Source organism: Desulfuribacillus alkaliarsenatis (assembly GCF_001730225.1).
In the GTDB taxonomy this organism is placed as follows: Bacteria; Bacillota; Bacilli; order Desulfuribacillales; family Desulfuribacillaceae; genus Desulfuribacillus; species Desulfuribacillus alkaliarsenatis.
On the sequence record NZ_MIJE01000035.1, the window covers coordinates 24,173 to 47,179 of the forward strand.

Sequence of the window (23,007 nt, forward strand, 5' to 3'; positions counted from 1 at the left end):
GGGATGTAAAATGTATAGCCAATCTGTTGTAGTAGCTGTTATTGCGTTAGTATTGTCAGCTATTATGGTGTACTTTTCTTTCAAAATCGATAAGCCTATTAAAGTATTTACAAAAGCACATGAGTACCTTGGTATTAATATTGAATTTACGGAAAATGGAAGGTTTAGTTTTAGATTGATGGCATTACTAATAAGCCTTATTTTTTTAGGTATAGCTCTTGGAGCGTATTTCGCCTATTTGTTAGAGTAGCAGTAAACAAAAAACTAGATAATCAATCTATAATTAGAACTGTTATCTAGTGTGAGTAAATTCCATATGGTATTAAGAGATATGAGTTTTAGCGGTAGCTGCGAAAATATTATCTATATCATTTACAATCATAGAGTCCACCTTGTTGTTTTCACCTATAGATTTTAGTATCTCCATAGCTTGTTTGTGATCCATAGCGGGCCTGTATGGTCTGCTTTCTCGCAGTGCTTGATAGATATCTAGACAGGCTAATAAACGTGAGGGGAAATCAATAGCTTAGAGGATTAATCTAATTGAATAGGTGGCGCAATCCCAGGTAGGGATTTGGTGAATTTACTAGAACAAGCAGGTTTTACTGACGTAAATATGAATGAAAACACAGGAATCAAAACTTCGAAATATCCGTAGGGAAACTTTTTATAGCTCGAATGAAATAAAAGAAAGGGTCGGACGCCTAATCCGACTCTTTCTTTGCGAAGTTCAAGGTTTCTTAAAAGTGCTTTAGAAACCTGATATTCAATATTATTGCGATTAGACCTAAAATGGCAAAGGAAATAACTAACCCAAGTAACTCTTGTATAGGAATTACTATGCCCATGGAAGCTTGGAACAGCGTTTGCCCTATAACTATGATACCTATAGTTATTAGAAAGGTTAATAATACAGGTGTAAGCTTATAGCCGATAGCAGACTTCCGATATAGCGCAATGGCGCAGCCTACGTATGTTGGGAGGATAATTGCTAAGTCTAAGACGAAAGTAGGCTCTGTTGTATATACACCGATATGCTCCATAGGCGCTCCAGTTAATACTGCAGGTATAATAAATTGTAGCCAGACTAAAGTTGAACTTCCACTAATTAATATAAAAATTGCAGTACCTTTAAAGTGTTTCTCATGTAATTCAGCAGATATGGTGTCTTTCATCAACAGCTCGCTTAGTATGAAGATTATTGCAAATAGACTAGCTGAGAATAATAGCACATAAATTGGAAACAAGCTGTTAAACGTTATGCCGAAGGATAGGCAAGTAGAATAATATAGAATACTTACTAATATACCAACGTGTATATATTTATATCTAGTTGCTTTACCCCTAATGGCTGTTAAAATCATAAATAAGAGAGCTATAAAAATCATTACTGCGTCAGTACCTTTATTGATTCCAGCTGTAAAATAAGTATCATACTTATATATACCATCGCCGTATAATTCAACAGTTTCTCCATAAATATTTTCTACACTGAAGGGGACGCCATCAGTTGAATAGAAAATACCAACCGTTGCTGAGATTACAGTAAGCACTACTATCAAGTAGCATAAGTATTGTATGTTTTTTCTCAATGAGATTCCCCTCCTTAACCCTCGTAGCTACTAGATGCTTACATTTTCAGTTAGTTCAGAAGCCCATGCACTTATAGCATTCCAGTCGCGAAAATCGCCCGCAGCACTATCTTGACCAGCTACGCTAGACATCATCCTAAAGGCAACTCTCATTGCTGGTGCCATCTTGTCATAGTCTATAGCACCTGCGAAGTAGCCCTTATGTACAGGCTGTACTTCAGGAATTTGTTGTTCGAGATCGTTAAAAATATTATAGATTTCACCGCGCTCGGTCGCATCATCGCTGTTGGCTAATATCATACTCGTCAGGAAATAAGAAACTTTTTTGTTTTGCAGTTGTTGCCTGTTTTCTTCTACAAAGGAAACAGCGTCGGGCAACCAAGCACCAATCTTGACAGGAGCACCAATAATGATTTGGTCATACGCAGAAACGTCTGTGATGTTATCAATTAAAGCTACGTCAACGATTGTATTGCTATGTGTTGCAATTGTCTCGGCAATTTCCTTTGCAACCTCTCCTGTACTACCATACATACTTGCGTAAGCAACAAGAGTCCGATGCGGATTGTTACTGGATGCATCTATTGCTTGGAGAGCCTCGTAATAATCAACCTCAGGTGAGCGTGTTGCAAAGAATCCCCCACCTAGAAAAGCTATACCTATTCCAGCTGCTGTTGCTCTTGTAATAAACTGTTTTCTACTTATTCCATTTCTATCACTCATTAAATAACCTTCTTTCTAATTGTATGATACTGGATTGTTAAACTCGATATCCGTAACTTCAAGGCTGTACCAAGTATAATCACCAGTATCAAGCTTCCAAGTAATATCGGCGTTCACCGGCACTTTAAAACCGTCGATAATTGTGTGCTCACTCATAGTTGCTACCCAGGGTAACATTATAAATTCACCATCAAATTCTCCATAACGATCTGCTATAAAATGGACTGGATTACCTTGCTCGTCAAAGGTGAATATCCCAGTCGCTGAGACGTCTTTGTATGTCATAGTAGCCTTCGCAGAAAATTCATCTATTTCTTCCCAGACAATGTAGTCTTCAAGTGCGGCTGTAGGCATCCAAACGATTTCTGCTAGATAGCGTACCATTGTGCCCTGATCCATTTCATAACCAGTTGAATCGGCAATAGTAAATAAAGACTGGAATTTAATCAGCATATTACCTTTGCCATCTTTGTACATATCCCTAGCAGCAATATGGAGAAATGGCGCCATATTGAACTTAGCACTCCAAATAAAACCAGGTTCGTTTACCGTGAAATGTTGTTCTGCTTTCAGTGGAGTCCATTCGCCGTGATCTTTATTAAAGCGGGCGAGGGCAGCTTGTTTTGAACGTACAGTATAAATCCGTTCGGATTCTAGCACACCTGCTGTTAGCAACCAGTTTTGAACTGGTTCTGGCAGTTGCTCGATTTCTACTTGAGAAACTATAGATGTCTCTGACGGGATTTGAATACCTAGAAACTCATCGATTTCTTTATCGATTTTATAATTAAATATAGTAGTGGCGATGACTGAAGCCGCAATAATCAAAACTAAAATGGTTAATATAACAGTTGCGCCAATAATGACTACTTTTCGCATGTTCTAAACCTCAAATGCTATAGCAAATTTCTTGATTTCACCTTGATTAAAAGTAGAAACATTTGTTGTGTGTCCACCGACTTTTTTAACGATAAATTTTTGGATAAAGTTCATTTTTGCAAAGTCGAATTCACCGCCAAAAAGACCATTGGCAACAGCATGCTTGCGTAAACTTTCAGGGTAATTAGTATCAAATTGCAATTGAGCTTCTGAGCCTTCGCGCATACAACATAAAAACAGGCCGAGCCTTTTTGTTAGTAGCTGGTCGTGGTGAGTAGTAATGAATTTTTTTACTTTTGCCTGCATAGTACCCATGTGAATAGAGCTACCAACAATAATTGCTTCATAGTCGTCTAAATTGATTTCAATAGAGCTTTTTAAATTAATAATATCTGTCTTACCAGGTAGACACTCTGCCAATTGCTGGGCAGCCTTTTCAGTCGTCCCCCTTGATGTTGCATAAATAATAGCTGTTTTCATACTTTTTCGTCTCCTTTTTCCACTTCTTCAATTTGTTTTATTTGTATAATCGATTCCTGATTTAATCATCCCATCAACAATTGTATTAATAAAATGATTAATTAGTCGTTCTCTTTGAGTATCATCGATATCATCTTCAATCAGTAAACGCATAATTAATCCAAAGGTGGAAGCACTTATTGCTTGTGCTGTTAATTCAATGATTTCATCATCTGCCTTTGGATAAAGAGCCTTTAAGTCTCTACAAAGTATTGCCAGAGCAGGCTTTGATGCAGATGCACCTTTAAACATATGGGCTGTATGTTGCTTAACGTGAGGTGATTTATTTAACATCACGTATTTATAGTCTTCGCCCATCTCTAAGGTTACGTTAATATATGCCCTTGTTCGTTCCTTTATTGCCCCATCGGGGGTAGTAGACGTTATTTTTAGTGATGCTAGCGCTCCAATTATTTTTTGATAGCCCCTGCTCATAACATGGAAGATGATTTCATCCATATCTTTGAAATAGTGATAAATGATAGCTGGAGAATATTCGATTTTCTTACCGATTTTACGGACAGACAGTTTTTCTATTCCTTCTTGCATAATGATTTCCGACGCGGCATTAAGGATTAGCTCACGGCGCTCTTCACGGTCACGTTCTTGACGGTTCTTAATGTTCATTATTTCAGCTCCTAAGCACATGAATGTAGTTGTATATTATTATATCAGAACAAATTGAACATCGATTAAATGTATATCAGCGTTCAACAATTGAACACTGTTCAAGAAAAGAATAACATGGAATATTGTACCTGTCAATAGGTGAAATGATTATATATTAGTAAATATCTTTGGTATTGCTATTCATGCTGAGGAGGTGTAATATTACACTAATGGTGAAATGCGTGAGTGAAATATTAGGGTTTTTGTAATTAGAAAAAACGGAGGGGTATCATGGGAAGAGAATTAGTTGGAAAAACGATAACAGCTTTCTTTTTTATAGCAATTATTGTATCTGCAGGGTTTATTCTAGCAGTGATAACAGCTTTTGCAGGAGGGGAAAAGTTCTATACGCCTCTAGTAGGAATTACTGCTGTAGCTTTAATAGTATTTGTAATTTTATTTACTTATGAATTGGTGCAAAGAAGGCTATTATATAAAATTTCTCTAAGCTGTCTAGGACTACTATTGGTTGTAGTAGCAGCATATGAGATTAATAGAAGCTACCATGATAGTTTTGCTACGGTAAGTGAGCAAGAGGTTAATATTTATGAATATATGCCTTTTTATAATAATGATAAGCTTGTATCATTAGACGAGCCAGCAGCTATAAGGATAGATAGCAATCTCCCTAGACTTGACGGTGCTACAGCTTTGTATCCAGTGTATGCAGCCTTTGTACAAGCTACATACCCAGAGGCAGAATATGATCCTTACCGTAGTGAAGTTATGTGTACAAAGACGGGAGAGGCATACAAGAGATTACTTAATGGTGAAGCAGATATTATTTTTGCGGCACAACCTTCAAGAACACACTTGGAGCAAGCAAAACAACAAGGAATTGAATTGAAGCTCACGCCAATTGGTAGAGAAGCATTTGTGTTTTTTGTTAATTCGCAGAATGAAGTAAGGGGATTAACAGTAGAACAAATCCAAGCAATTTATGCAGGTGAAATTACTAGCTGGCAGGAAGTAGGAGGCACTAATCAAGGGATAAGAGCGTTTCAGCGTCCGGAGAATAGCGGAAGCCAAACAATGCTACAATCATTAATGGAGGGCAAGAGTTTAATGATGCCACCAACAGAGGATGTAGTTGCGGGAATGGGCGGAATTATTGAACAAACGGCAAATTATCGCAATTATAGAAACGCTATTGGTTACTCTTTCTTATATTTTGCGACTGAAATGGTGCAGAATGGAGATATCCAGCTACTTGAAATTAATGGAGTATATCCAGACCGTAATACAATAGCAAGTGGTCAGTATCCGTTGGCAGCGGAATTCTATGCAATTACAGCAGGTAGTGACAATCCTAATATTGAACCGTTTTTAGAGTGGATTCTATCTCCACAGGGGCAAACAATTATTGAAAAGACGGGGTATACCCCACTATCTAAATAGATTATGATAAACTGAAAAGTATATTCAAGTGAATTATGGTAAACTGAAGAACATATGCAATTGATTTATGTGGGGTGTTTGTGTGACTAGTTTAAAAGATATTAAAAACATTTATTGTGTAGGACGAAATTATGAGCTGCATGCTAAGGAGCTAAATAATAAAGTACCAACTAAGCCTATGATATTTAGCAAACCCACCCATTCAACTGTCGAAGCTAATGGGCAAGAAATTTTATTTCCAGGCGATAAAGGCTCAATTCATTACGAGGTTGAGCTAGTAATCCATATAGGTCAAGATTATATTGATGGTATCACAGTGGATGAAATAGTAGATAAAATGGCTATAGGTATTGACTTTACTTTGAGGGACGTTCAATCGGCGTTAAAGGAAAAGGGACATCCATGGCTGCTAGCAAAGGGTTTTCCAAATTCTGCGCTCTTAAGTCCTTTTATAGATTTCTCAGGTGCTGAGGATTGTAAAAGAACAAGCTTTGCCTTATTGAAGAATGGCGAACAGGTGCAAATAGGCAACATAAGCGATATGATATTTAACTTACAGATAATTATCGACTACATAGCTAAGAATTTTGGTTTAGGAAAAGGGGATATTATCTTCACAGGCACTCCAGAGGGCGTCGGAGAAGTTGCAGACAATGATGAGATGCAGCTTAAATGGGGAGAAAATATCCTTGGAGGCTGCAGGATTATATTAGCAAAATGATTTAAAGATTTTTGAACAAACAACAAAAATCAACCATAGTATACAGTAGAGAGCCTATATGATTATAAGATGGCTCTTTTTATTTTACACTATCAGAGTTTATAAAATTTAATGATGATAGTATAACGGCAACTAAGGCATTCACCTGCGTCAAGGACTTGGTGAATACCAAGTTTTGTTTACGAATGTGCTACTAAGCATTTACATTTCAACCTATACCCCATAGTATAGGGGACATAATTAATTTGTTTGAGAAAGGAGAAACGATCAACAGAGGAGGCAGAGAGATGGAAGCTTGGCAGGAACAAATGCAAAATCATGTGAACACTTTAGAACGAATATCTGAGTATGTTAATTTGACAAATGAGGAAAGGGAGGCCATTGAGCAGTGCGATGTAAGGTGGGGGACAACGCCCTATTTTGCTTCCTTAATGGACCGAGATGATTCAAATTGTCCAATTAGAAAACAGGTTATACCATCAAAAAAAGAGCAAGTTAACCAGTATGGCATGCAAGACTACCTTATTTATAAAGAAAACCGAGACATGGATGAGGATAGGCCTGATACGATAGCTAGACAGTATAAAGATCGCATAGCTTTTACGGTTTTAAAGACATGCGGAAACTACTGCCGACACTGTTTTCGTAAAGAATTAGTTGTCGATAAAAGCTTAGACCTGGATTTTAATATCGACGAAGGATTACGATGGATTAAGGAGCACACTGAACTAAGAGAGGTTTTAATTACTGGTGGCGATCCGCTACTATTATCTGATGATAAAATCGAGTATATGATTCGGAAATTACGGGAAATACCCCATCTAGAGATGATTCGCATTGGGAGCAGGCTACCAATTGTATTACCACAAAGAATTACCAAGGGCCTGCAAAAGGTTTTAGGTGGCTATCACAAGGTGCCTATATGGTTAAACACACAATGCAATCATGCTAAAGAAATAACAGAAGAGACGTCAAAAGCTGTTTGGAAACTACTTACGAGCGGTATTAACGTTGGAAACCAAGCTGTACTATTAAAAGGTATTAATGATGATGTTAAGTCTTTTCAGGAGCTACATCAAAAGCTTTTAACGGTACGGATTAGACCCTATTATTTATTTTACCTAGAGCCAGCACCAGGGATTGACCACTTCCGTACTCCAGTAGAAAAAGGGGCAGAGCTAATCCGCGACGGTATACGAGGTCACACTGCTGGTCTAGCGCAACCAATGTACGTAATTGCAACTAATATAGGTAAGGTTCCGCTTATGCCAGACTATTATATAAAAGAAAAGAATGAGCAGGAATATATTTTGGAAAATTATAAGGGGCAAACAACGAAGTTGGCAAATGTTGAATAAAGTTTATTATCTTTTCTATGTTAATAAGCACTTACGGCACTGTTATACGTAAGTGCTTATATGCTATTATTGAAATATACAAATTACCAAAAAGGGAGTGGACAAGCATGGTAAGAGTAGCTTTACTTACGCTAGTGCTGTTATTAAGTTTAGCGATAACAGGCTGCTTTGGCGGGAATACTGGGCCAACAAATCAGCCACAGGAAGTAGAAGATACAACTCAGGAAGCAGAAGAACTAGCTCCTGATAATAATGGTGCAGCAAATCAACAGCAGGATAATCAAAATAATAATCAGCCCGAAACAGGAAACAACCTGCAGGATGAACAAGCTGATTACAATGGCGATGAAGTTACAATGACTACTGTAAGATATGAACTGTTTATTGGCATGACTGAGAAAGATGTTATAAAGGTTTTAGGTAATCAATATAAACAGGTAATAGGAGCAATGGATAACAGCCGTCTTTGGCGATTTGATATAAATACTGTGGACGGTTACGTATCGCCTGATGATGAGTTAGATACTGGTGATATAGACGGGTTATTAAGTGGGGCTTTATCTATACAAGTATTTATTCAGTGGGATGATACTGGTCTTGTCAATGGATTCTCAGCCCTTTATCTTAATGAAGCCGATGGCAGGGTATATAGCTATTATAAGTTTGAAGACGGTTCTGTTATTGAACAAGCGATAACAAACTAAAAATAGGTGATAATAATGAACTGGATAATCAAAGCATTTAATGAACTAGAAGTTGAAGAACTATACGATATCATAACCCAGCGAAACGATGTATTTATTATGGAGCAGAATTGTATTTACCAAGACTGTGATGGTAAGGATAAGAAAAGCTACCATTTATATTTGGAGCATGCAGGTGAAATAATCGCTTACATACGAATCGTAAATAAAGGCGTTTCCTACGAAGAAGTATCACTAGGAAGAGTATTAGTAAACAGGAAGCATCGTGGGCAAGAATATGGCAAGGATTTAATGACAAAGGCAATCGAGTTTGTCGAACAAACCATGGGCGAGTGCGCAATTCGCATATCGGCGCAGTCTTATTTAATCCGTTTTTATGAAAGTTTTGGCTTTAAAGTAGTATCAGACGAGTATATGGAAGACGGAATTCCCCATACAGAAATGCTCTATCTTCGGGAGGATGCATGAAGAAGATTATTAAGACTTTTAAAAGTTTAGCTGGATTTATAGTTATTGGTTTTGTTCTTGGAATTGTAACGGCAATACTTGATATAAATCCAACTCAGCCACTATTTATTTTGGCAACTTTAATAATTGTTTTTTCTTACTTTGGGTACTCTTTCTGGAAAAGCTGGATAAAACCAATATCATTAATCAATCAAGGAAAATATGATGAGGCCATTCAGTTTTTTATGAAAGTAGAGGAAAAGAACAAAGATACAATTGGATACAGGAGCCAAGCTTTGGTTAACATAGCGCTCTGTTTAAATTTAAAAGGCGAGTTTGAAGAATCACTAGAAAAACTAAATGAGTTAAAGAATGAGAAGATGGATAAAAATCTAAGAGTCGGTTTTTTAACCCTTTATGCCTCTAACTTAACAGGGTTAGATCGAGATTATATGTTAGTTAAAGAATATGTCGATGAAGCTTATAACATATCTAAAATGCCGAGCATATTAATTGGCAAAGCCCATGTTGCGTTGACAGAGGGTGATATGGGTGAAGCGGATAGGCTGATAGAGGAGTCCTTACGATTATTAGAACAGGAAAAATCACAGAACGTAAAATGGGGTTTTGAATCTACCCTTGTGTATATGCCAGATTTAAATAACATGTTATTAAACCATGCATTAGGCTTATATTATTATAGAATCAACAGCACTGATAAAAGCAAATATTTTTTTATCAAAGTAATCGAATACCCACACGATAACTACTATGTAGCATATGCAAAGAAATTACTTTTAGATTTGAATGGTGAAGCAAAATGATGGACAATAGTGGCGCATACAAACAAATAGCGAAACAAATAGAGATGCGTGGGATGAGTCGCCAAGAACTAGTGGATTTTTTCGTGGAGATGGGCGGAGTATCTGTGCAGGATAGCTTGATTATTGGAGAAGATGCAGAAGGGCATAAGTGGAGTGTAGAACTTAGTGAGCAAAAGCAAATCCAATTGTGCTCACTTCTACTACCTGCTACTAGCTTAACAATAAAAGCAGATTCGAATTTGCTAAACCACTTACTAATGGAATTGCGTATGAAATTTCTTTCTGCAGGCGGTTGAGAGTTTTGTTTATCAATTACGAGGTGAGGAAGCGATGTCTTATCGATATTCAGAGAAAAAAGACTTAGAGAGAACCGCTATTCAATTATTTATAGATATATATAATTGTAATTACGAGTCTAAATATCGATTACTATACATGCAGGAGCAGCCTGATTCTGTAATTGAGGACGAAAACCGTAATAAGCTAGGTGTGGAGATTACACATTTATTTTATGATGCCTCTGAAGCTAAAAGGATTCTAGGACGGTCAAAGCATAAAACCAAAACAGATAAAGATTTAAGCCAACTAATCAAAGAGTTAAACGGATTACTTACTACAAAAGAAGAGAAAAAACAGTTATATTCTGGGGAATATCCAATTTCGTTATTGATTCGCAATATGTCATCCCTATATAGAATGTCAGATATTATCGCAGCTTATAAGCATATCAAGATACCACAGGGAGAATTTAAGGATGTGTGGTTTCTATCGCGGGGAGCCACCAACGAATGGCTATTATATAATCTTAATAGGCTAGAGAAGCTTCATAAAGGTGAAGATCCAGGCATAATAAAATGCTAAATAGGCAACATATATAAGAAAAAGCGTAACAGGCAGAACTTTAGAGAAGAGTTCTGCCTGTTCTAATATAGAAATTGCTGCAAGTATATTAAGATGAAGTCTATACCTAGATAAAGTCTATATTAAGATAACGTCATCTTATGAATTTCAGCTAGCATTCTTTCGCCGTCTTGGATATGCTGTTCTAAGTGCTCGGCACGCGCTGTTTCATTAGCGGCCTGTAAATCTACTAACTCCATGCGGTGGGCATCTAAGGATCCTTGCAAATCATTATATAAAGTTATGGCATCGTTAAAATTGAGGTTTCCATCATTTTTCATTTCTTCAAAGCGGTTTTTAAGACTAGAGCAACTCAAAGTAGTAATCCTCCTTTATAAATATTTTTTAAGTATAGATATTTTGTTTCAACAACAGTATGCCAAAAATTTAAATATTTATGCTATACTCTTAGGCAAGGTAAACAGTTATATAAGAGAGATGTTGATAATTATGGCGAGGAAAAAAACAAACCAACTAGAAATATTTCAAGCAACTGAGCAGTTGTTGATACGTTATGGATATCATAGCTTCCAATTTAAGCTTTTAGCTGACCAATTAGAAATTGGTAGAAGCACATTATATGAATACTATCGTAATAAAGAAGAGCTAATTACTGATTACATGTGCCATTTGATGCAAAAAATCATTTCTGATTGCGAATCGGTTAGTAAATCAGATAATAGTATTGAACAGTTGAAGGGCTTTGTGAGTATTTTCATGAAATACGCACATATTCATCAAATCCTACAAATAACACATTTTATTAATCCTAAGCAATCAAAATCTATAGAAGCGAACATAAATAGCATAAAAAGTGGTCACGCTACATTAAATCGGCTTTTGGTAACCGTGATAAAAAAGGGACAAGCAGAAAACCTACTCCAGGATGATATCGACGTTACTGTCATTATAGGCGTAATATTTAATACGATTACAATTCCAAATATGACTAGAATGGATACAAATACTTGGATTGAAACTATTTTTGAAGTTGTTATTAATGGAATAGGCGGCAAACAAAAATAAGCTTGCTTTTCTAAAGATAAAATGGAATAATATTATCGACACACAAGTCGGTATTTTTTTTAAACATTTCGACACTCGCGTCGGAAAGTTGCAGGTAAATATAACTATACGCAAGCAATACAAATGTGGAGGGATAAGGTTTGAGTCTATTAAAAAAGCTTACACAATTTTCGAGCAAAAGAAAAAACGTCTGGATTGTGTGTTTAATCTGGGTGTTCGCAGCTGGACTTTTGTCTGGAATAGCGCCATCTGTCAACGATTATAAGATTAACACTGGCGCTTTTGATTTGCCTGAGGATATGCCATCTGTCATGGGACAAGAGGCATTAAACAGTTATTTCCCTGAAGAGTATGTGTTGAGTGCAATTATTGTTTTATATAATGAGCAAGGTATTCAAGACTCAGATTTGCTAGCTATAAAAGATGCTAGTGAATGGCTAAGCTCAGAGGACAAGCCTGTAATTGTAAAATCTACCGTACCGTTTTATCGACTCCCAGATACGGTGATAAATAATTTTATATCTGAAGACCAAACTACACTGATTTTTCCAGTGAGTCTTGAAAGAAACCAAGAAATTGCACTGGTAAATGATACAGTCAAAGAACTAGAACAAACGATATCTAAGACAATAGCGCAGAATACACAACTTTATATTACTGGACCTGCAGGGATTGCGTCGGATACAATTGCTATTTTTGCAAGTGCGGATTTAGTTCTACTATTTTCTACAATTGCGCTGGTATTAGTGCTGTTAGTTATTATTTATCGTTCACCACTACTAGCAATTATTCCATTGTTAATCGTAGGTGTAGTATATCAGGTTGTTGACCGTATTTTAGGAATCATTACTTCGCTAGGCTGGTTCCATGTAGAGGCACAATCTATTTCAATTGTGATGATATTATTATTTGGTGCTTGTACAGATTATTGTTTATTTATCTTTTCTAGATTCCGTGAAGAATTGAAAAAGGTAGAAGATAAATATGAAGCTATGCAAAGGGCAATGCAACAGCTAACAGAGCCAATATTTTTTAGTGGCGGAACGGTATTGGCAGCTATGCTTGTATTATTAGTCGCTAAATATCAAAACTACAATAACTTTGCACCTGTGTTTTCTATAACAATGTTGTTCATTTTACTAGCAGGGCTGACGTTAATTCCTGCAGTCTTTACAATTCTCGGCAGGAAATCCTTTTACCCGTTTATTCCTAAAGTTGGAGATGCGGAGTTAAAGCCTAATGGATTTTGGAGTCGGATTGGCAAGCTTGTCACAGAAAAGCCTTTGCTATCTGGAGGGCTAGTACTGGTAATGATGATTATTTTTGCGTCTAACTTACTTGGTGTGCAATTATCATATAATATAATGAAATCATTCCCAGAAGATATGTCCTCGCGAATTGGGTATGAAATAATTGAAGCAAATTATCCAAGTGGTGACCTTGCACCAACAACGGTTATTATCACGTCTGCGACTGGAGCACCTTTGGTTTTAGATGAAGATTTTATTAGCAAAGTCAGTGATATTAGCAGTACGCTTGAGGGTAGTGAAGGGGTATCATCTTCGACTTTTCCTAGTGTCGAAGATTTCATGTCACTTCCAGAGTGGCAAAAGCAACAATTTATTTCTGCTAATGAAAAAGCAATCAAATTTCAACTTACATTAGAATATAATCCATATGATCAAAGCGCTTTGGATGTTTTGGACAGTTTTAAAGAACAAAAAGATACCTTGATAAACAATGTAGGCTTGTCAAAAGAAGATTATAGCTTGTATTTTGCTGGAGAAACGGCAAAACAAAGCGATGTAAGGGCATTAAGTACACGCGACACAACACTAGCAATTATTATTATCACGGTCGTTATTTTAATAATGTTAGGAATTCAGACTAAATCGATAGTAGCGCCGATTTATATGATGAGTACGATTCTTATTTCCTATATCTCTGCCTTAGGGATTAGTTGGTTTGTGTTTCATAATTTCTTGGGAATGGAGGCAATCAGCTATCGGATTCCCCTATATTCTTTTGTTTTCCTAGTGGCTTTAGGGGTTGACTATAACATTATATTGATATCTCGGATTAGAGAAGAGGCCAAAAAAGCAGCTCATTCTATTGCAATCCGAAAAGCAGTTGCCCTTACAGGTGGCGTTATATCATCGGCAGGTATTATTCTAGCAGCGACTTTTGGAGTATTGATGACACAGCCGTTACAAGAGCTGTATATGTTTGGGTTTACGGTTTCGTTAGGAATTTTAATGGATGCATTTTTAGTGCGCGGTATATTAGTGCCATCGATAGTTCAGCTCTTAGGCAAGTGGAACTGGTATCCAAATAACATAATTGATACGAATGAAAATCCAAATGAAGGTTCAAATGAAGATTCAAATGAGTAAAAAATGTAGAGGATAAAGAAACTATTTAGTTAAAAATTACGTCTGAATAAATATAAGGTACAACTCATAAACACGAATCCTAAATATAGAGAAGAAAGGGGGAAGCAAGGTGAGAGCACTGATAAATAAGAAGCGTAGTATCATCCTCTTGTTAATAATATCATTTGCAGGAATGCTATTATTAGCTTGTAGTGCTGGAGCTCCATATAGTCCAAAGGGGGACATGGCAACACAAGAAAGTGCACCAGCACCGATGGCGACATATGATTCAGGTAGCACTCCTAGTATGGAGTTGACAAGCACCTCAAATCGAGTTAATACTCAGAACAGGAATGAACAAACAGAGGTCGTTAACGATCGCAAACTGATACAGACGGTTCATATTACACTAGAGGTAGAAAATGTGGTTGGAGTTTTAAGGTATATCACTGATTCGACGAATCAAATGAATGGATTTGTGCAGGATTCACGCAGCTGGCAATCTAACAGTGCACAGCACGGGTATATAACTATTCGAATTCCAGCGGAAAGATTACCGCAAGCAGTTCAGGAAATTGAAGGGTTAGGGGAGTTAAAGGACTCCCAAACTAACACACTTGACGTTACTGAACAGTACTTTGATCGCGAGGCACGCTTACGCAACTTAGAGAGGCAAGAGGAACGATATTTAGATATCTTGGCAGATGCGTCAACAACTGAGGATGTACTAAATGTAGAACGTGAGCTAGTCAGAGTTCGCGAACATATTGAAGTGCTTAAGGGTCAGCTAACATATATGGAGCATCAGATTAGCTACTCTACGATAACTATTCAATTACAAGAACGCAAATCTATTACTGAATATTCAAAGCCTTCTTTTGCTACTGCCTTTGAGTCAGCAGGGCAAGCAGTACAAAATTCCATTAACATGATTTTAACATTTATCACATGGATTATAATCGCTGGCGGATATATGTTACCGATAACTCCATTAATTCTCTTAGGACTTTATATCTTTTATCGAAAGGTATATAGTAGAAGAAAGAATGACTCTTCTCAAGGTCCTGAAACTGATTAGTAGGAAGCAATACTAACATAATTTGGGCCTGTATTCTAGATGCATTCTGGGGTACAGGTCTTTTTAATTTAGGAGTGATTAGGTGATAAAAATTGAAAATCCACAAGCATGGTATGAAGCGATTCAGATTAGACGCTCTAGAAGGGCGTTTAACGGTAAACCTGTGGAACAAGCTATAATAGAAGAACTTGAGGATATATATAATAACTTCAATAAACAAGTAACGGGTGCAAGAATAGTAGTTGTGCAAGAAAACGCTGACGAAGCATTTAAAGGCATAATCGGCTCCTATGGGAAAATCAAAGGTGCTCCCGCATATATAGCATTTGTGGGTGATATGGATGATACTAATGTTCAAGAAAAGGTTGGCTATTTAGGAGAGGCCGCCATATTAGAAGCAACCGTCAAGGGTCTAGGGACATGCTGGGTTGCGGGCTTTTTTAGACCAACGATTGTAGCTAAGCATACAGAAATCAAGGAGAATGAAAAGGTTTTGGCAATTACTCCAATTGGTTACACAGAGCAGGTTAAAACTACAGAGGAAAAACTTATGTCTGATATGGCAGGTAGTCATAAAAGAAAGCCATTAGAGGAATTATATACAGGCCTGCCTAAACAGCAATGGTCAAGTTGGGTAGAGCCAGCCTTAGAAGCTGCCAGAATTGCTCCATCTGCTGTTAATAGACAGCCATGGAGGTTTTTAGTTAAAGAGCAAGCGGTCACAGTTTTACTCGACAGAGAGTTTAACTTGTATCGTATTTCTAAGCGGCTGGATTGTGGGATCGCTATGCTTCATCTAGAGGTTGCTGCACTCGTAAAGGGTATTACTGGAGGCTGGACGCTGTTAGAGGATCCTGAGATAGCAAAGTTTGAGGTGAGTAAGCAGTGATTATATTTTTAATCGCTCCATGGGTTGTAGCAGTAGCCACTGCGTTTATTTTGAAAAACATACATATAAAAGATATGCATTTAAGAAGCAAGGCTCTAAATGAGCTAGCAAAAAAACAGTGGTTCTCCGATGTATGGAAAAGTGGCATAACACTATTCTTACTAAATTTGATTACGGCTGGATTTTCATTAGTAATGTTTATTCTAATAACTTATTTAGATTTAAGCATCTTATTTTTGTTCGTTGGTTCAATAGGCATACTGGTTACGGTCTTCGCTTGGATTGTGTTTCGCAGCTTATGGACGGGCTCAAAAAAAGAAAGATTTGTCAGCGCGTTAATAGGCACAAGCTTCTATATAATAGCAGCTATTTTTATCATTATCTATATATGGCAAATAGATCAAAACCTAAATAATGATTCCATAGGCCCGCGAGTATTTGCGCTATATATAGCCCTATATTTAAGTATAAATGCAGGGAGTATGTGTATAGTGACCGTCGGTTTACCAAGCAATCATGATGACAAGCGCACTTAAAGGTAAGGAGGCAAAAGCAATGGGTCATAAAGACTTTAAAGATGAAGTAGTGATTGTTACTGGCGCAGGCAAGGGAATAGGTAAGGAAATTGCTTTTACATATGCAGAACATGGAGCGTGGGTAGTAATTGCAGATAAGGATATAGAAAGTGCTAGGGCAGTTGAGGAAAGCATTATTGCAAAAGGGCAGAAAGCGGTATTTATCGAAACAGATGTATCAAGAGAGGAATCAGTTAGAGCGTTAATAGGTGAAGTAAAAACGAAATATAGCCGTATTAATATTTTAATAAACAATGCAGGTATTTCTAAGTGTTGTTCGCCATATGAACTAAGGCTGGACGACTGGGATAATATCATAAATACGAATTTGCGGAGTGTGTATTTATGCACTAGGGAAGCGGCTACTGTTATGAAGAACAATGGAGGCGGGTGTGTAGTTAATATAGCTTCTACCAGGGCGCTAATGTCTGAACCAAATACAGAAGCCTATGCAGCCTCTAAAGGCGGAATTATAGCTCTAACCCATGCATTAGCAGCATCGCTAGCAAATGACAATATCCGTGTCAATGCAATAAGCCCAGGTTGGATTGAGACAGAGGATTATGAGTCTTTACGAGAAATAGACCATAGCCAGCATTTCTCCAAAAGAGTGGGTAAACCTTCGGATATAGCGCGGGCATGTTTATACTTAACAGAAGCAGGGAACGAGTTTGTTACAGGAACGAATATTGTTATTGATGGTGGTATGACAAAGAAAATGATATATGAAGCATAAAAGGGGAATTAAAGATGGCAACATTTGATGACTTTATGAAACTAGATATTAGAGTAGGCAAGGTAATTAAAGCTGAGGTATTCGAAAAGGCAAGAAAGCCTGCCTATAAGCTTTGGGTCGATTTCGGTGAGGAAATTGGTGTGAAACAATCGAGCGCGCAAATTACAGAGTGCTACGATATTGGAGATTTACTTGATAGACAGGTGCTAGGGGTTGTTAACTTTCCACCTCGACAAATAGCAGACTTTATGTCCGAGGTATTAGTGCTTGGGGTTTATGCAGAACAGGGTGTTGTGTTAATTCAACCTGATCAAAATGTTAAGCTAGGATCAAGGCTAGGCTAGGTTAACTGGCTGAAGGGTTTATAAGTACAGATAATATCGATAACTTGGCGGGAGGATAAGGGTTATGGTTTTACATATTACTAATCTTTCGTGGCGCAGGGAGCAGAAATATATATTACAAAACATTAATTGGTCTATTAGACACGGAGAACATTGGGCCTTACTCGGGTTAAATGGTTCAGGAAAAACTACATTATTGAATATCATTAATGGATATATTTGGCCTACTAGCGGCGAAGTTGAGGTGCTTGGGAAAAAGTTTGGTAGCTTTGACTTGCGGGTTCTCCGTAAATCTATAGGCTGGGTAAGTAGCTCACTACAAGAAAAGCTATATAGGAACGAAACGGCCGAAGATATTATCATTAGTGGAAAGTATGCTACTATTGGTCTGTATGACAATCCAGTAGAGGATGATAGAGACTTAGCTATGCAGCAATTGCAGCTACTAGACTGTGAGCATCTATTTAAGCGCACATATAATACCCTTTCACAGGGTGAGCGACAAAAAGTTTTGATAGCGAGAGCTTTAATGAGCTCACCTAAGCTTCTCATTCTTGATGAGCCCTGTGCAGGTCTTGATGTATTCTCGCGAGAACATTTACTGAACACAATAGAGAGTCTAGCGCAGCAAGTGGATGCGCCAACACTTATTTATGTAACTCATCATATAGAAGAGATTATGCCTGTATTTAATAAGACACTCCTATTGAAACAAGGCACAGTTCACTCTGGGGGTAATACGCAGGAAGTATTAACAAGTTCAAGATTGAGTAATTTTTTTAACCATAATGTTGAAGTGCAGTGGAGCAATGAACGGGCTTGGCTAAAAATATTGTAATGGTATACTAAGATAAAAGAGTAGTACCAATATAAAAGAGTAGTACCAATATAAAAGAGTGGTATCAACATAAAAGAGTAGTATCAATAACTAAAAGAAAGGAACTTGATATATGGCAGATATTGAGCAAATGGTAGCAAAGGGGGCCTATGCTAGGCATCTAGGTGTTCAATTACTAGAGCACGCCCCAGGATACGCTAAGGGTAAGCTTGAGCTAAAGCCCTACCTTATGAATAGCTTAGGCATCGCACATGGTGGTGCTATTTTCTCTTTGGCAGATTGCATCTTTGCAATTGCTTCGAACTCTCATGAAGGTAGTGCCCTAGGAATCAATGTAAATATTGCCTATTTCAAAGCGTTGCGAGAGGGTACACTATACGCCGAGGCTAAAGAAGTATCTCTGACATCTAAGCTAGCACATTACCTAGTTCATATAACTAATGAAAAGGGTGAGCAAATCGCTCTGTTTAGTGGCACGGTGTATCGGAAGGTATAGAGATTAAGGGGTGTCAATTATTGATATGAAGAGACGGATTGTATACTTAACAATTATAGCAATGTTATCAATAGCCCTAGGTTTATTATATTCTAACTACAAAAGCCTGCAGCAGACCATTAGTAATTATGATGAAACAGAAATGAAAGATTCCGTGGATGGATTAAGCCGGGGAAACGCTGATGAAGTCCAGCGCAAAGAATTTACTGATGATATGAATCGATCTGGGTTGTTTGGCAATGATAGTGAAGCATTGCTAAGTGAGTTCAGGGCGATTACGTTAGCTGAGTGGCAGTTGCGGTCATACCCATATACAGCTAATGAGATTGTGAAAGATTTAGTGGTTCGTACAGATTTAATCCCGTACGAATCAGTGCCTGGGGGAAGCATGTTTTTTGATCCTGATAAGGTAATATTGTTAACCCATAATTGGGCTGTGGCTTATTTTGAGGATGGACATATCCATGGTTTTTTACTGCTGAAGTATGGTATTGACCAAAGAAACCAGCTAACTTGGACGGTAATTGACTCATGGATTCCACAGGGTATAGATTATGAAAGCAAACTACTCACAGATAAAGAAGTAGTTCGATTAATATCTGAAGCCTCTGAACGGCACTGGAGCACAATGTTTGATTACGATGACGCGGAAGAAGAGCTACTCGCATATCTCCAAGAGGTATATACAGTTGAGGTCAGTCAACAACTACTAGCTAGCTATAATTTCAAAACTCTCGAAGGAAGATTATTTTTTGAGAATGGGAAACAAGGCACATTGTATGCTTGGCATCAGGCCGAAGCTGCACTGCTTTACCATAAGCAGGATCGGGCATTATACAGTGTAACTGTCCCAGTCGGAGATGGGTATTATGAAGAAAAGCAAATAGAACTTGTGTATTTATTGAATCGTGGCTGGCGAGTTAATACGATTATAGATTATTGATTAAATTATTTATTATAAAGTATAGATTTATTAATTGTAGATTATAGAGAAGATAATAATTTTATAGACTATGATGGTAATATTATAGTCTATGAAAGTTATGGGAGCATGTATTATATGGCAATATCAATTTTGAGCATCTCAGAGTTTGTTGGAACATTAGCTTTTGCAATGTCAGGAGCTTTATTGGGTATAAGTAAAAGACTAGACTACTACGGTGTGGTGGTATTGGCAGTCATAACGGCATTAGGTGGGGGAATGATTCGTGATGTATTAATCGGCAACACACCGCCAATGGCACTGACAGCACCTTTTTTTACAATTATAAGTATTATTACTGCTATCATGACAATATATTTTTATCAGATACTAAATAAGCATAGAAGCATGATACAACTATGTGATGCGTTTGGGCTAGCTGCATTTACGGTTATGGGCGCAAGCATGGCAACTGCCTACGGATATACTTCGCCGTTTATTGTAATTTTTCTAGCTTTGCTTACGGGTACAGGCGGGGGAACGATTAGGGACATATTTGTTAAAGAAATTCCCTATGTGTTTCGAAAAGAAATCTATGCTGTTGCCTCTATGATTGGAGCGGTAGTTTATTTACTAGCATATCTACACGTCACAGAAGTAATGGCTGTTTATGCCTGTTTTATCACAACATTGACTATTCGATTATTATCAATAAGGTTTAATTTGCACTTACAGGTGACTAAGAAAACAAATGAAGAGGAGCAAGATGAATGGATACAAAGAAAAGAGACAGTATGATAAAAATATTTAAATTCGGTGTTTGGGCCGGTGGGATGGGTTTTATTTTAGCTTTGTTTAGTGTTGTGTTTTTCTTAGTCGATGGTCGTGGAATTGGATTGACGGATTTATTTAATGTAGGTATTACCTTATTTGCATTTGTGTATTTTAGACAAGGGTTAAGAAAGCTAAGGGATCAAAAAGAATAGTTAGCAATTAATCATATACCTTTTTCAGGCGCAAATTCTCGTTATAGGTCTTAATTAAGTTAATGCCCTCTGCTAATGATGGAGGTTCAATAGAGCTATGCATTTTAGTTATTATTTCTGGGGGGACGATACGTTCCCTTTTTGTGTTACGTTCAAGGGCAGTATCAAGTGGAGTATGTACCCAATGCAGAGTGACCTGAGCTTGGTGTTTTTTAGCCACCTGTAGAATAGGTTTACGGTTTCTTTTCTTCAGATTTGTAGCATCAAATATAACATCAAGCTGATTGGATAAGGTATAATCGAGCAGGCGGATAGCGATATCAAATACAATTTTATCGTGTTTTATTACTGTTGCATCGCCCCATAGAAATGCCCTTAATTCATCAGTAGAAATCTTATAGCCTGATAGCTTCTTAGCAAGGGTAGATTTTCCACTTCCAGGTAGACCGCATAGCACATGTAAATTCATTATTAAGACATTCCTTTCATAAGTAAGATGTTAAATGCATTAAATCATAATTGTTAAAATATAGTTTTTCGATTTGGAGGCAAGACTATGCATACATTCAAAGGTATTATATGCGACATAGATAATACTTTACTACAATCACGCATTGAATTCGTACAAATGAAAAGGCATTAATAAAAACGACCATCTTAAATAATTAGACAGTCGTTTACATTACTTGCGAGTATTTAACGAAGCTTTTTAAAAAAATCTTTAAGCAGGCTACTGCATTCATCACGTTTAACTCCTGATATTACTTCAACCTGATGGTTAAAACGGGTGTCATTTAAAAGATTCATTAAAGAACCTACACAGCCCGCCTTCGGATCAGTAGCTCCATAGACGATCCTAGGGATTCTGCTTTGTAATATCGCACCTGCACACATAGGGCATGGCTCAAGAGTGACGTACATCGTGCAGTCAAGCAAGCGCCAGCCTTGTAAGACCTGACTGGCGCATTCAATAGTAAGAATTTCTGCATGAGCTAACGGATTTTTGTCTATTTCTCTACGGTTGTAAGCGGAAGCAATCACTTCATCATTTCTAACTATGATTGCGCCTATTGGTACTTCACCGATTGCAGATGCTTTGTTAGCCTCTTGTATAGCTAAATCCATGTAGTGATTATGTTTATTAGTAACCATAGATAATAACCTCATTATCTATATTTTTTCATTTCCTCTTCAATAGAAGCCGACAATATCTCGTCTTCAATCTCTTCTTCGCGTTTTTGTGGTTTATTGTTAGCAGCTAGCTTTGCGCGTTTTGCTTCACGGTCTTTAATGTACTTATAAATAAAGTAACCAGCTGCTGCAATTGCAACAAACGGCAGTGTCCATGCAAGTATATTAAAACCTGAGAATGGTGGAGATATTAATACAGTAGGTCCATATTTCTCTAAAAAGATATTGCGAATTTGCTCTTTAGTATAGCCTTCAGATAACAACTGTCTTATTTCTTCACGTTTCTGTTGAGAACTGCTCGCCGGGCAGTCAATTAGTGGAACGCCTCACTCAACTGAGAAGAATAAATCGACAACCTCACGGTACTCTTGGTGCGTAACTTCTTGACCCTGTGCTTGTACCAAAAATGGTGAAGCAAAGCTAATAATGAACGCACTTAGTAACAATAAGGATAGGAATCTTGTTGTCTTCATCCTTAAACCTCCAAACTTATCAAATTGGTTTCATTATATCATAAATTGTTAAAAGTTATTTACAATCCTTTGTGTCAAAATAGTGAACTTTTTACAGAATTATTATTAACAAGTTATCATAAAATAAAATAAAAACAAAAAAACGACCGATATGGTCGTTTAACGTAATGGCGTGCCCTGAGAGATTCGAACTCCCGACCTTTTGATTCGTAGTCAAACGCTCTATCCAGCTGAGCTAAGGGCACAGTATGGCGGAGTGTGAGAGATTCGAACTCTCGATACGACTATAAATCGTATACTCGCTTAGCAGGCGAGCGCCTTCAGCCGACTCGGCCAACACTCCATAC

32 protein-coding genes and 2 tRNA genes are annotated in these 23,007 nt (G+C 37.4%); 21 read left to right on the top strand and 13 right to left on the bottom strand.

Annotated features, from left to right (window positions below):
* Positions 1 to 10 precede the first annotated feature (10 nt).
* Entirely contained in the window at positions 11 to 250 is a 240-nt protein-coding gene (locus tag BHF68_RS13790; protein ID WP_069644263.1) for a hypothetical protein, read from the top strand.
* 72 nt (positions 251 to 322) lie between these two features.
* Here the strand turns inward: BHF68_RS13790 and BHF68_RS15880 are convergent, their stop codons facing one another.
* From BHF68_RS15880 to BHF68_RS13815, 6 genes are all read right to left on the bottom strand, one after another.
* Positions 323 to 523, bottom strand: coding sequence for an HD domain-containing phosphohydrolase (locus tag BHF68_RS15880; protein ID WP_367114268.1), 201 nt, complete (start codon positions 521 to 523; stop codon positions 323 to 325).
* Positions 524 to 740: 217 nt separating this feature from the next.
* Complete coding sequence (locus BHF68_RS13795) at positions 741 to 1,592, bottom strand: hypothetical protein (protein ID WP_069644264.1); 852 nt, start codon at positions 1,590 to 1,592, stop codon at positions 741 to 743.
* A 30-nt stretch (positions 1,593 to 1,622) separates the two neighbouring features.
* Complete coding sequence (locus BHF68_RS13800) at positions 1,623 to 2,315, bottom strand: flavodoxin domain-containing protein (RefSeq protein WP_069644265.1); 693 nt, start codon at positions 2,313 to 2,315, stop codon at positions 1,623 to 1,625.
* A 15-nt stretch (positions 2,316 to 2,330) separates the two neighbouring features.
* Complete coding sequence (locus BHF68_RS13805; RefSeq protein WP_069644266.1) at positions 2,331 to 3,194, bottom strand: DUF6920 family protein; 864 nt, start codon at positions 3,192 to 3,194, stop codon at positions 2,331 to 2,333.
* Positions 3,195 to 3,197: 3 nt separating this feature from the next.
* A complete protein-coding gene (locus BHF68_RS13810) occupies positions 3,198 to 3,674 on the bottom strand; it encodes a flavodoxin domain-containing protein (protein ID WP_069644267.1) in 477 nt (158 codons plus the stop codon).
* Positions 3,675 to 3,701: 27 nt separating this feature from the next.
* On the bottom strand, positions 3,702 to 4,340 hold the full coding sequence (locus BHF68_RS13815) for a TetR/AcrR family transcriptional regulator (protein WP_069644268.1): 639 nt from the start codon (positions 4,338 to 4,340) through the stop codon (positions 3,702 to 3,704).
* A gap of 273 nt (positions 4,341 to 4,613) precedes the next feature.
* Here BHF68_RS13815 and BHF68_RS13820 point away from each other — a divergent pair, with 273 nt between their 5' ends.
* The 8 genes from BHF68_RS13820 (at position 4,614) to BHF68_RS13855 (ending at position 10,695) form a co-directional block, all read left to right on the top strand.
* A complete protein-coding gene (locus tag BHF68_RS13820) occupies positions 4,614 to 5,780 on the top strand; it encodes a PstS family phosphate ABC transporter substrate-binding protein (RefSeq protein ID WP_069644269.1) in 1,167 nt (388 codons plus the stop codon).
* An 82-nt stretch (positions 5,781 to 5,862) separates the two neighbouring features.
* Positions 5,863 to 6,501 carry a fumarylacetoacetate hydrolase family protein gene (locus BHF68_RS13825; RefSeq protein WP_245669687.1) on the top strand — a complete coding sequence of 213 codons (639 nt, stop codon included), beginning with the start codon at positions 5,863 to 5,865 and terminating at the stop codon, positions 6,499 to 6,501.
* Between the two features lie 287 nt (positions 6,502 to 6,788).
* Positions 6,789 to 7,859: a KamA family radical SAM protein gene (locus BHF68_RS13830; RefSeq protein ID WP_069644271.1), complete on the top strand. Its 1,071-nt coding sequence runs from the start codon at positions 6,789 to 6,791 to the stop codon at positions 7,857 to 7,859.
* Between the two features lie 107 nt (positions 7,860 to 7,966).
* Positions 7,967 to 8,563 carry a hypothetical protein gene (locus BHF68_RS13835; protein ID WP_069644272.1) on the top strand — a complete coding sequence of 199 codons (597 nt, stop codon included), beginning with the start codon at positions 7,967 to 7,969 and terminating at the stop codon, positions 8,561 to 8,563.
* Between the two features lie 15 nt (positions 8,564 to 8,578).
* Complete coding sequence (locus tag BHF68_RS13840) at positions 8,579 to 9,031, top strand: GNAT family N-acetyltransferase (protein WP_069644273.1); 453 nt, start codon at positions 8,579 to 8,581, stop codon at positions 9,029 to 9,031.
* Positions 9,028 to 9,834 carry a tetratricopeptide repeat protein gene (locus BHF68_RS13845; RefSeq protein ID WP_069644274.1) on the top strand — a complete coding sequence of 269 codons (807 nt, stop codon included), beginning with the start codon at positions 9,028 to 9,030 and terminating at the stop codon, positions 9,832 to 9,834. Before BHF68_RS13840 ends, BHF68_RS13845 begins: the two co-directional genes overlap by 4 nt.
* Positions 9,831 to 10,130, top strand: coding sequence for a MoaD-like domain-containing protein (locus BHF68_RS13850; RefSeq protein ID WP_069644275.1), 300 nt, complete (start codon positions 9,831 to 9,833; stop codon positions 10,128 to 10,130). Before BHF68_RS13845 ends, BHF68_RS13850 begins: the two co-directional genes overlap by 4 nt.
* 34 nt (positions 10,131 to 10,164) lie before the next feature.
* The gene (locus tag BHF68_RS13855) at positions 10,165 to 10,695 is read left to right on the top strand and encodes a hypothetical protein (RefSeq protein WP_069644276.1); all 531 of its coding nucleotides are present in this window, start codon (positions 10,165 to 10,167) and stop codon (positions 10,693 to 10,695) included.
* A gap of 122 nt (positions 10,696 to 10,817) precedes the next feature.
* On the opposite strand, the gene BHF68_RS13860 is transcribed toward BHF68_RS13855, so the two are convergent.
* Positions 10,818 to 11,051 carry a hypothetical protein gene (locus BHF68_RS13860; RefSeq protein ID WP_069644277.1) on the bottom strand — a complete coding sequence of 78 codons (234 nt, stop codon included), beginning with the start codon at positions 11,049 to 11,051 and terminating at the stop codon, positions 10,818 to 10,820.
* A gap of 133 nt (positions 11,052 to 11,184) precedes the next feature.
* On the opposite strand from BHF68_RS13860, the gene BHF68_RS13865 reads away from it, so the two are divergent.
* From BHF68_RS13865 to BHF68_RS13920, 12 genes are all read left to right on the top strand, one after another.
* Positions 11,185 to 11,760 (top strand): TetR/AcrR family transcriptional regulator, encoded by a 576-nt coding sequence (locus tag BHF68_RS13865; protein WP_069644278.1) that lies wholly within the window; start codon positions 11,185 to 11,187, stop codon positions 11,758 to 11,760.
* 140 nt (positions 11,761 to 11,900) lie between these two features.
* Positions 11,901 to 14,153, top strand: coding sequence for an MMPL family transporter (locus tag BHF68_RS13870; protein ID WP_069644279.1), 2,253 nt, complete (start codon positions 11,901 to 11,903; stop codon positions 14,151 to 14,153).
* Positions 14,154 to 14,262: 109 nt separating this feature from the next.
* Positions 14,263 to 15,210: a DUF4349 domain-containing protein gene (locus tag BHF68_RS13875; protein WP_069644280.1), complete on the top strand. Its 948-nt coding sequence runs from the start codon at positions 14,263 to 14,265 to the stop codon at positions 15,208 to 15,210.
* Positions 15,211 to 15,292: 82 nt separating this feature from the next.
* Positions 15,293 to 16,099 carry a nitroreductase family protein gene (locus tag BHF68_RS13880; RefSeq protein ID WP_218070371.1) on the top strand — a complete coding sequence of 269 codons (807 nt, stop codon included), beginning with the start codon at positions 15,293 to 15,295 and terminating at the stop codon, positions 16,097 to 16,099.
* A complete protein-coding gene (locus BHF68_RS13885; RefSeq protein WP_069644281.1) occupies positions 16,096 to 16,635 on the top strand; it encodes a hypothetical protein in 540 nt (179 codons plus the stop codon). Before BHF68_RS13880 ends, BHF68_RS13885 begins: the two co-directional genes overlap by 4 nt.
* Positions 16,636 to 16,654: 19 nt before the next feature.
* Positions 16,655 to 17,410, top strand: a complete 756-nt coding sequence (locus BHF68_RS13890) for a glucose 1-dehydrogenase (RefSeq protein ID WP_069644282.1) — start codon at positions 16,655 to 16,657, stop codon at positions 17,408 to 17,410.
* Positions 17,411 to 17,424: 14 nt separating this feature from the next.
* A complete protein-coding gene (locus BHF68_RS13895; RefSeq protein WP_069644283.1) occupies positions 17,425 to 17,754 on the top strand; it encodes a tRNA-binding protein in 330 nt (109 codons plus the stop codon).
* A gap of 64 nt (positions 17,755 to 17,818) precedes the next feature.
* A complete protein-coding gene (locus tag BHF68_RS13900) occupies positions 17,819 to 18,592 on the top strand; it encodes an ABC transporter ATP-binding protein (protein WP_069644284.1) in 774 nt (257 codons plus the stop codon).
* Between the two features lie 112 nt (positions 18,593 to 18,704).
* Entirely contained in the window at positions 18,705 to 19,088 is a 384-nt protein-coding gene (locus tag BHF68_RS13905; RefSeq protein WP_069644285.1) for a PaaI family thioesterase, read from the top strand.
* A 10-nt stretch (positions 19,089 to 19,098) separates the two neighbouring features.
* Positions 19,099 to 20,031, top strand: a complete 933-nt coding sequence (locus BHF68_RS13910; protein ID WP_141706302.1) for a DL-endopeptidase inhibitor IseA family protein — start codon at positions 19,099 to 19,101, stop codon at positions 20,029 to 20,031.
* Between the two features lie 117 nt (positions 20,032 to 20,148).
* Positions 20,149 to 20,808 carry a trimeric intracellular cation channel family protein gene (locus BHF68_RS13915; RefSeq protein WP_176719949.1) on the top strand — a complete coding sequence of 220 codons (660 nt, stop codon included), beginning with the start codon at positions 20,149 to 20,151 and terminating at the stop codon, positions 20,806 to 20,808.
* A complete protein-coding gene (locus BHF68_RS13920) occupies positions 20,781 to 20,996 on the top strand; it encodes a hypothetical protein (protein ID WP_069644287.1) in 216 nt (71 codons plus the stop codon). The genes BHF68_RS13915 and BHF68_RS13920 overlap by 28 nt, the downstream gene beginning before the upstream one ends.
* A 7-nt stretch (positions 20,997 to 21,003) precedes the next feature.
* On the opposite strand, the gene BHF68_RS13925 is transcribed toward BHF68_RS13920, so the two are convergent.
* The 6 genes from BHF68_RS13925 to BHF68_RS13945 form a co-directional block, all read right to left on the bottom strand.
* Positions 21,004 to 21,465, bottom strand: coding sequence for an ATP-binding protein (locus BHF68_RS13925; protein WP_069644288.1), 462 nt, complete (start codon positions 21,463 to 21,465; stop codon positions 21,004 to 21,006).
* Between the two features lie 227 nt (positions 21,466 to 21,692).
* Positions 21,693 to 22,148, bottom strand: a complete 456-nt coding sequence (gene tadA, locus BHF68_RS13930; RefSeq protein ID WP_069644289.1) for a tRNA adenosine(34) deaminase TadA — start codon at positions 22,146 to 22,148, stop codon at positions 21,693 to 21,695.
* 14 nt (positions 22,149 to 22,162) lie between these two features.
* Complete coding sequence (locus tag BHF68_RS13935) at positions 22,163 to 22,501, bottom strand: cytochrome c-type biogenesis protein (RefSeq protein ID WP_084019481.1); 339 nt, start codon at positions 22,499 to 22,501, stop codon at positions 22,163 to 22,165.
* 12 nt (positions 22,502 to 22,513) lie between these two features.
* Positions 22,514 to 22,660: a hypothetical protein gene (locus BHF68_RS15455; RefSeq protein WP_176719950.1), complete on the bottom strand. Its 147-nt coding sequence runs from the start codon at positions 22,658 to 22,660 to the stop codon at positions 22,514 to 22,516.
* Between the two features lie 168 nt (positions 22,661 to 22,828).
* A tRNA-Arg gene (locus tag BHF68_RS13940) sits at positions 22,829 to 22,905 on the bottom strand.
* 4 nt (positions 22,906 to 22,909) lie between these two features.
* A tRNA-Ser gene (locus BHF68_RS13945) sits at positions 22,910 to 23,003 on the bottom strand.
* Positions 23,004 to 23,007: the final 4 nt, after the last annotated feature.

Excerpts from the sequence above, each read along its gene's own strand:
- BHF68_RS13805 (WP_069644266.1), bottom strand. The coding sequence starts at position 3,194 with ATGCGAAAAGTAGTCATTATTGGCGCAACTGTTATATTAACCATTTTA.
- BHF68_RS13920 (WP_069644287.1), top strand. The coding sequence starts at position 20,781 with ATGGATACAAAGAAAAGAGACAGTATGATAAAAATATTTAAATTCGGT.
- BHF68_RS13925 (WP_069644288.1), bottom strand. The coding sequence starts at position 21,465 with ATGAATTTACATGTGCTATGCGGTCTACCTGGAAGTGGAAAATCTACC.
- BHF68_RS13800 (WP_069644265.1), bottom strand. The coding sequence starts at position 2,315 with ATGAGTGATAGAAATGGAATAAGTAGAAAACAGTTTATTACAAGAGCA.
- BHF68_RS13905 (WP_069644285.1), top strand. The coding sequence starts at position 18,705 with ATGGCAGATATTGAGCAAATGGTAGCAAAGGGGGCCTATGCTAGGCAT.
- BHF68_RS13810 (WP_069644267.1), bottom strand. The coding sequence starts at position 3,674 with ATGAAAACAGCTATTATTTATGCAACATCAAGGGGGACGACTGAAAAG.
- BHF68_RS13900 (WP_069644284.1), top strand. The coding sequence starts at position 17,819 with ATGGTTTTACATATTACTAATCTTTCGTGGCGCAGGGAGCAGAAATAT.
- BHF68_RS13915 (WP_176719949.1), top strand. The coding sequence starts at position 20,149 with ATGGCAATATCAATTTTGAGCATCTCAGAGTTTGTTGGAACATTAGCT.
- BHF68_RS13845 (WP_069644274.1), top strand. The coding sequence starts at position 9,028 with ATGAAGAAGATTATTAAGACTTTTAAAAGTTTAGCTGGATTTATAGTT.
- BHF68_RS13850 (WP_069644275.1), top strand. The coding sequence starts at position 9,831 with ATGATGGACAATAGTGGCGCATACAAACAAATAGCGAAACAAATAGAG.
- BHF68_RS13790 (WP_069644263.1), top strand. The coding sequence starts at position 11 with ATGTATAGCCAATCTGTTGTAGTAGCTGTTATTGCGTTAGTATTGTCA.
- BHF68_RS13865 (WP_069644278.1), top strand. The coding sequence starts at position 11,185 with ATGGCGAGGAAAAAAACAAACCAACTAGAAATATTTCAAGCAACTGAG.
- BHF68_RS13830 (WP_069644271.1), top strand. The coding sequence starts at position 6,789 with ATGGAAGCTTGGCAGGAACAAATGCAAAATCATGTGAACACTTTAGAA.
- BHF68_RS13820 (WP_069644269.1), top strand. The coding sequence starts at position 4,614 with ATGGGAAGAGAATTAGTTGGAAAAACGATAACAGCTTTCTTTTTTATA.
- BHF68_RS13855 (WP_069644276.1), top strand. The coding sequence starts at position 10,165 with ATGTCTTATCGATATTCAGAGAAAAAAGACTTAGAGAGAACCGCTATT.
- BHF68_RS15455 (WP_176719950.1), bottom strand. The coding sequence starts at position 22,660 with ATGAAGACAACAAGATTCCTATCCTTATTGTTACTAAGTGCGTTCATT.
- tadA (WP_069644289.1), bottom strand. The coding sequence starts at position 22,148 with ATGGTTACTAATAAACATAATCACTACATGGATTTAGCTATACAAGAG.
- BHF68_RS13895 (WP_069644283.1), top strand. The coding sequence starts at position 17,425 with ATGGCAACATTTGATGACTTTATGAAACTAGATATTAGAGTAGGCAAG.
- BHF68_RS13890 (WP_069644282.1), top strand. The coding sequence starts at position 16,655 with ATGGGTCATAAAGACTTTAAAGATGAAGTAGTGATTGTTACTGGCGCA.
- BHF68_RS13840 (WP_069644273.1), top strand. The coding sequence starts at position 8,579 with ATGAACTGGATAATCAAAGCATTTAATGAACTAGAAGTTGAAGAACTA.
- BHF68_RS13835 (WP_069644272.1), top strand. The coding sequence starts at position 7,967 with ATGGTAAGAGTAGCTTTACTTACGCTAGTGCTGTTATTAAGTTTAGCG.
- BHF68_RS13815 (WP_069644268.1), bottom strand. The coding sequence starts at position 4,340 with ATGAACATTAAGAACCGTCAAGAACGTGACCGTGAAGAGCGCCGTGAG.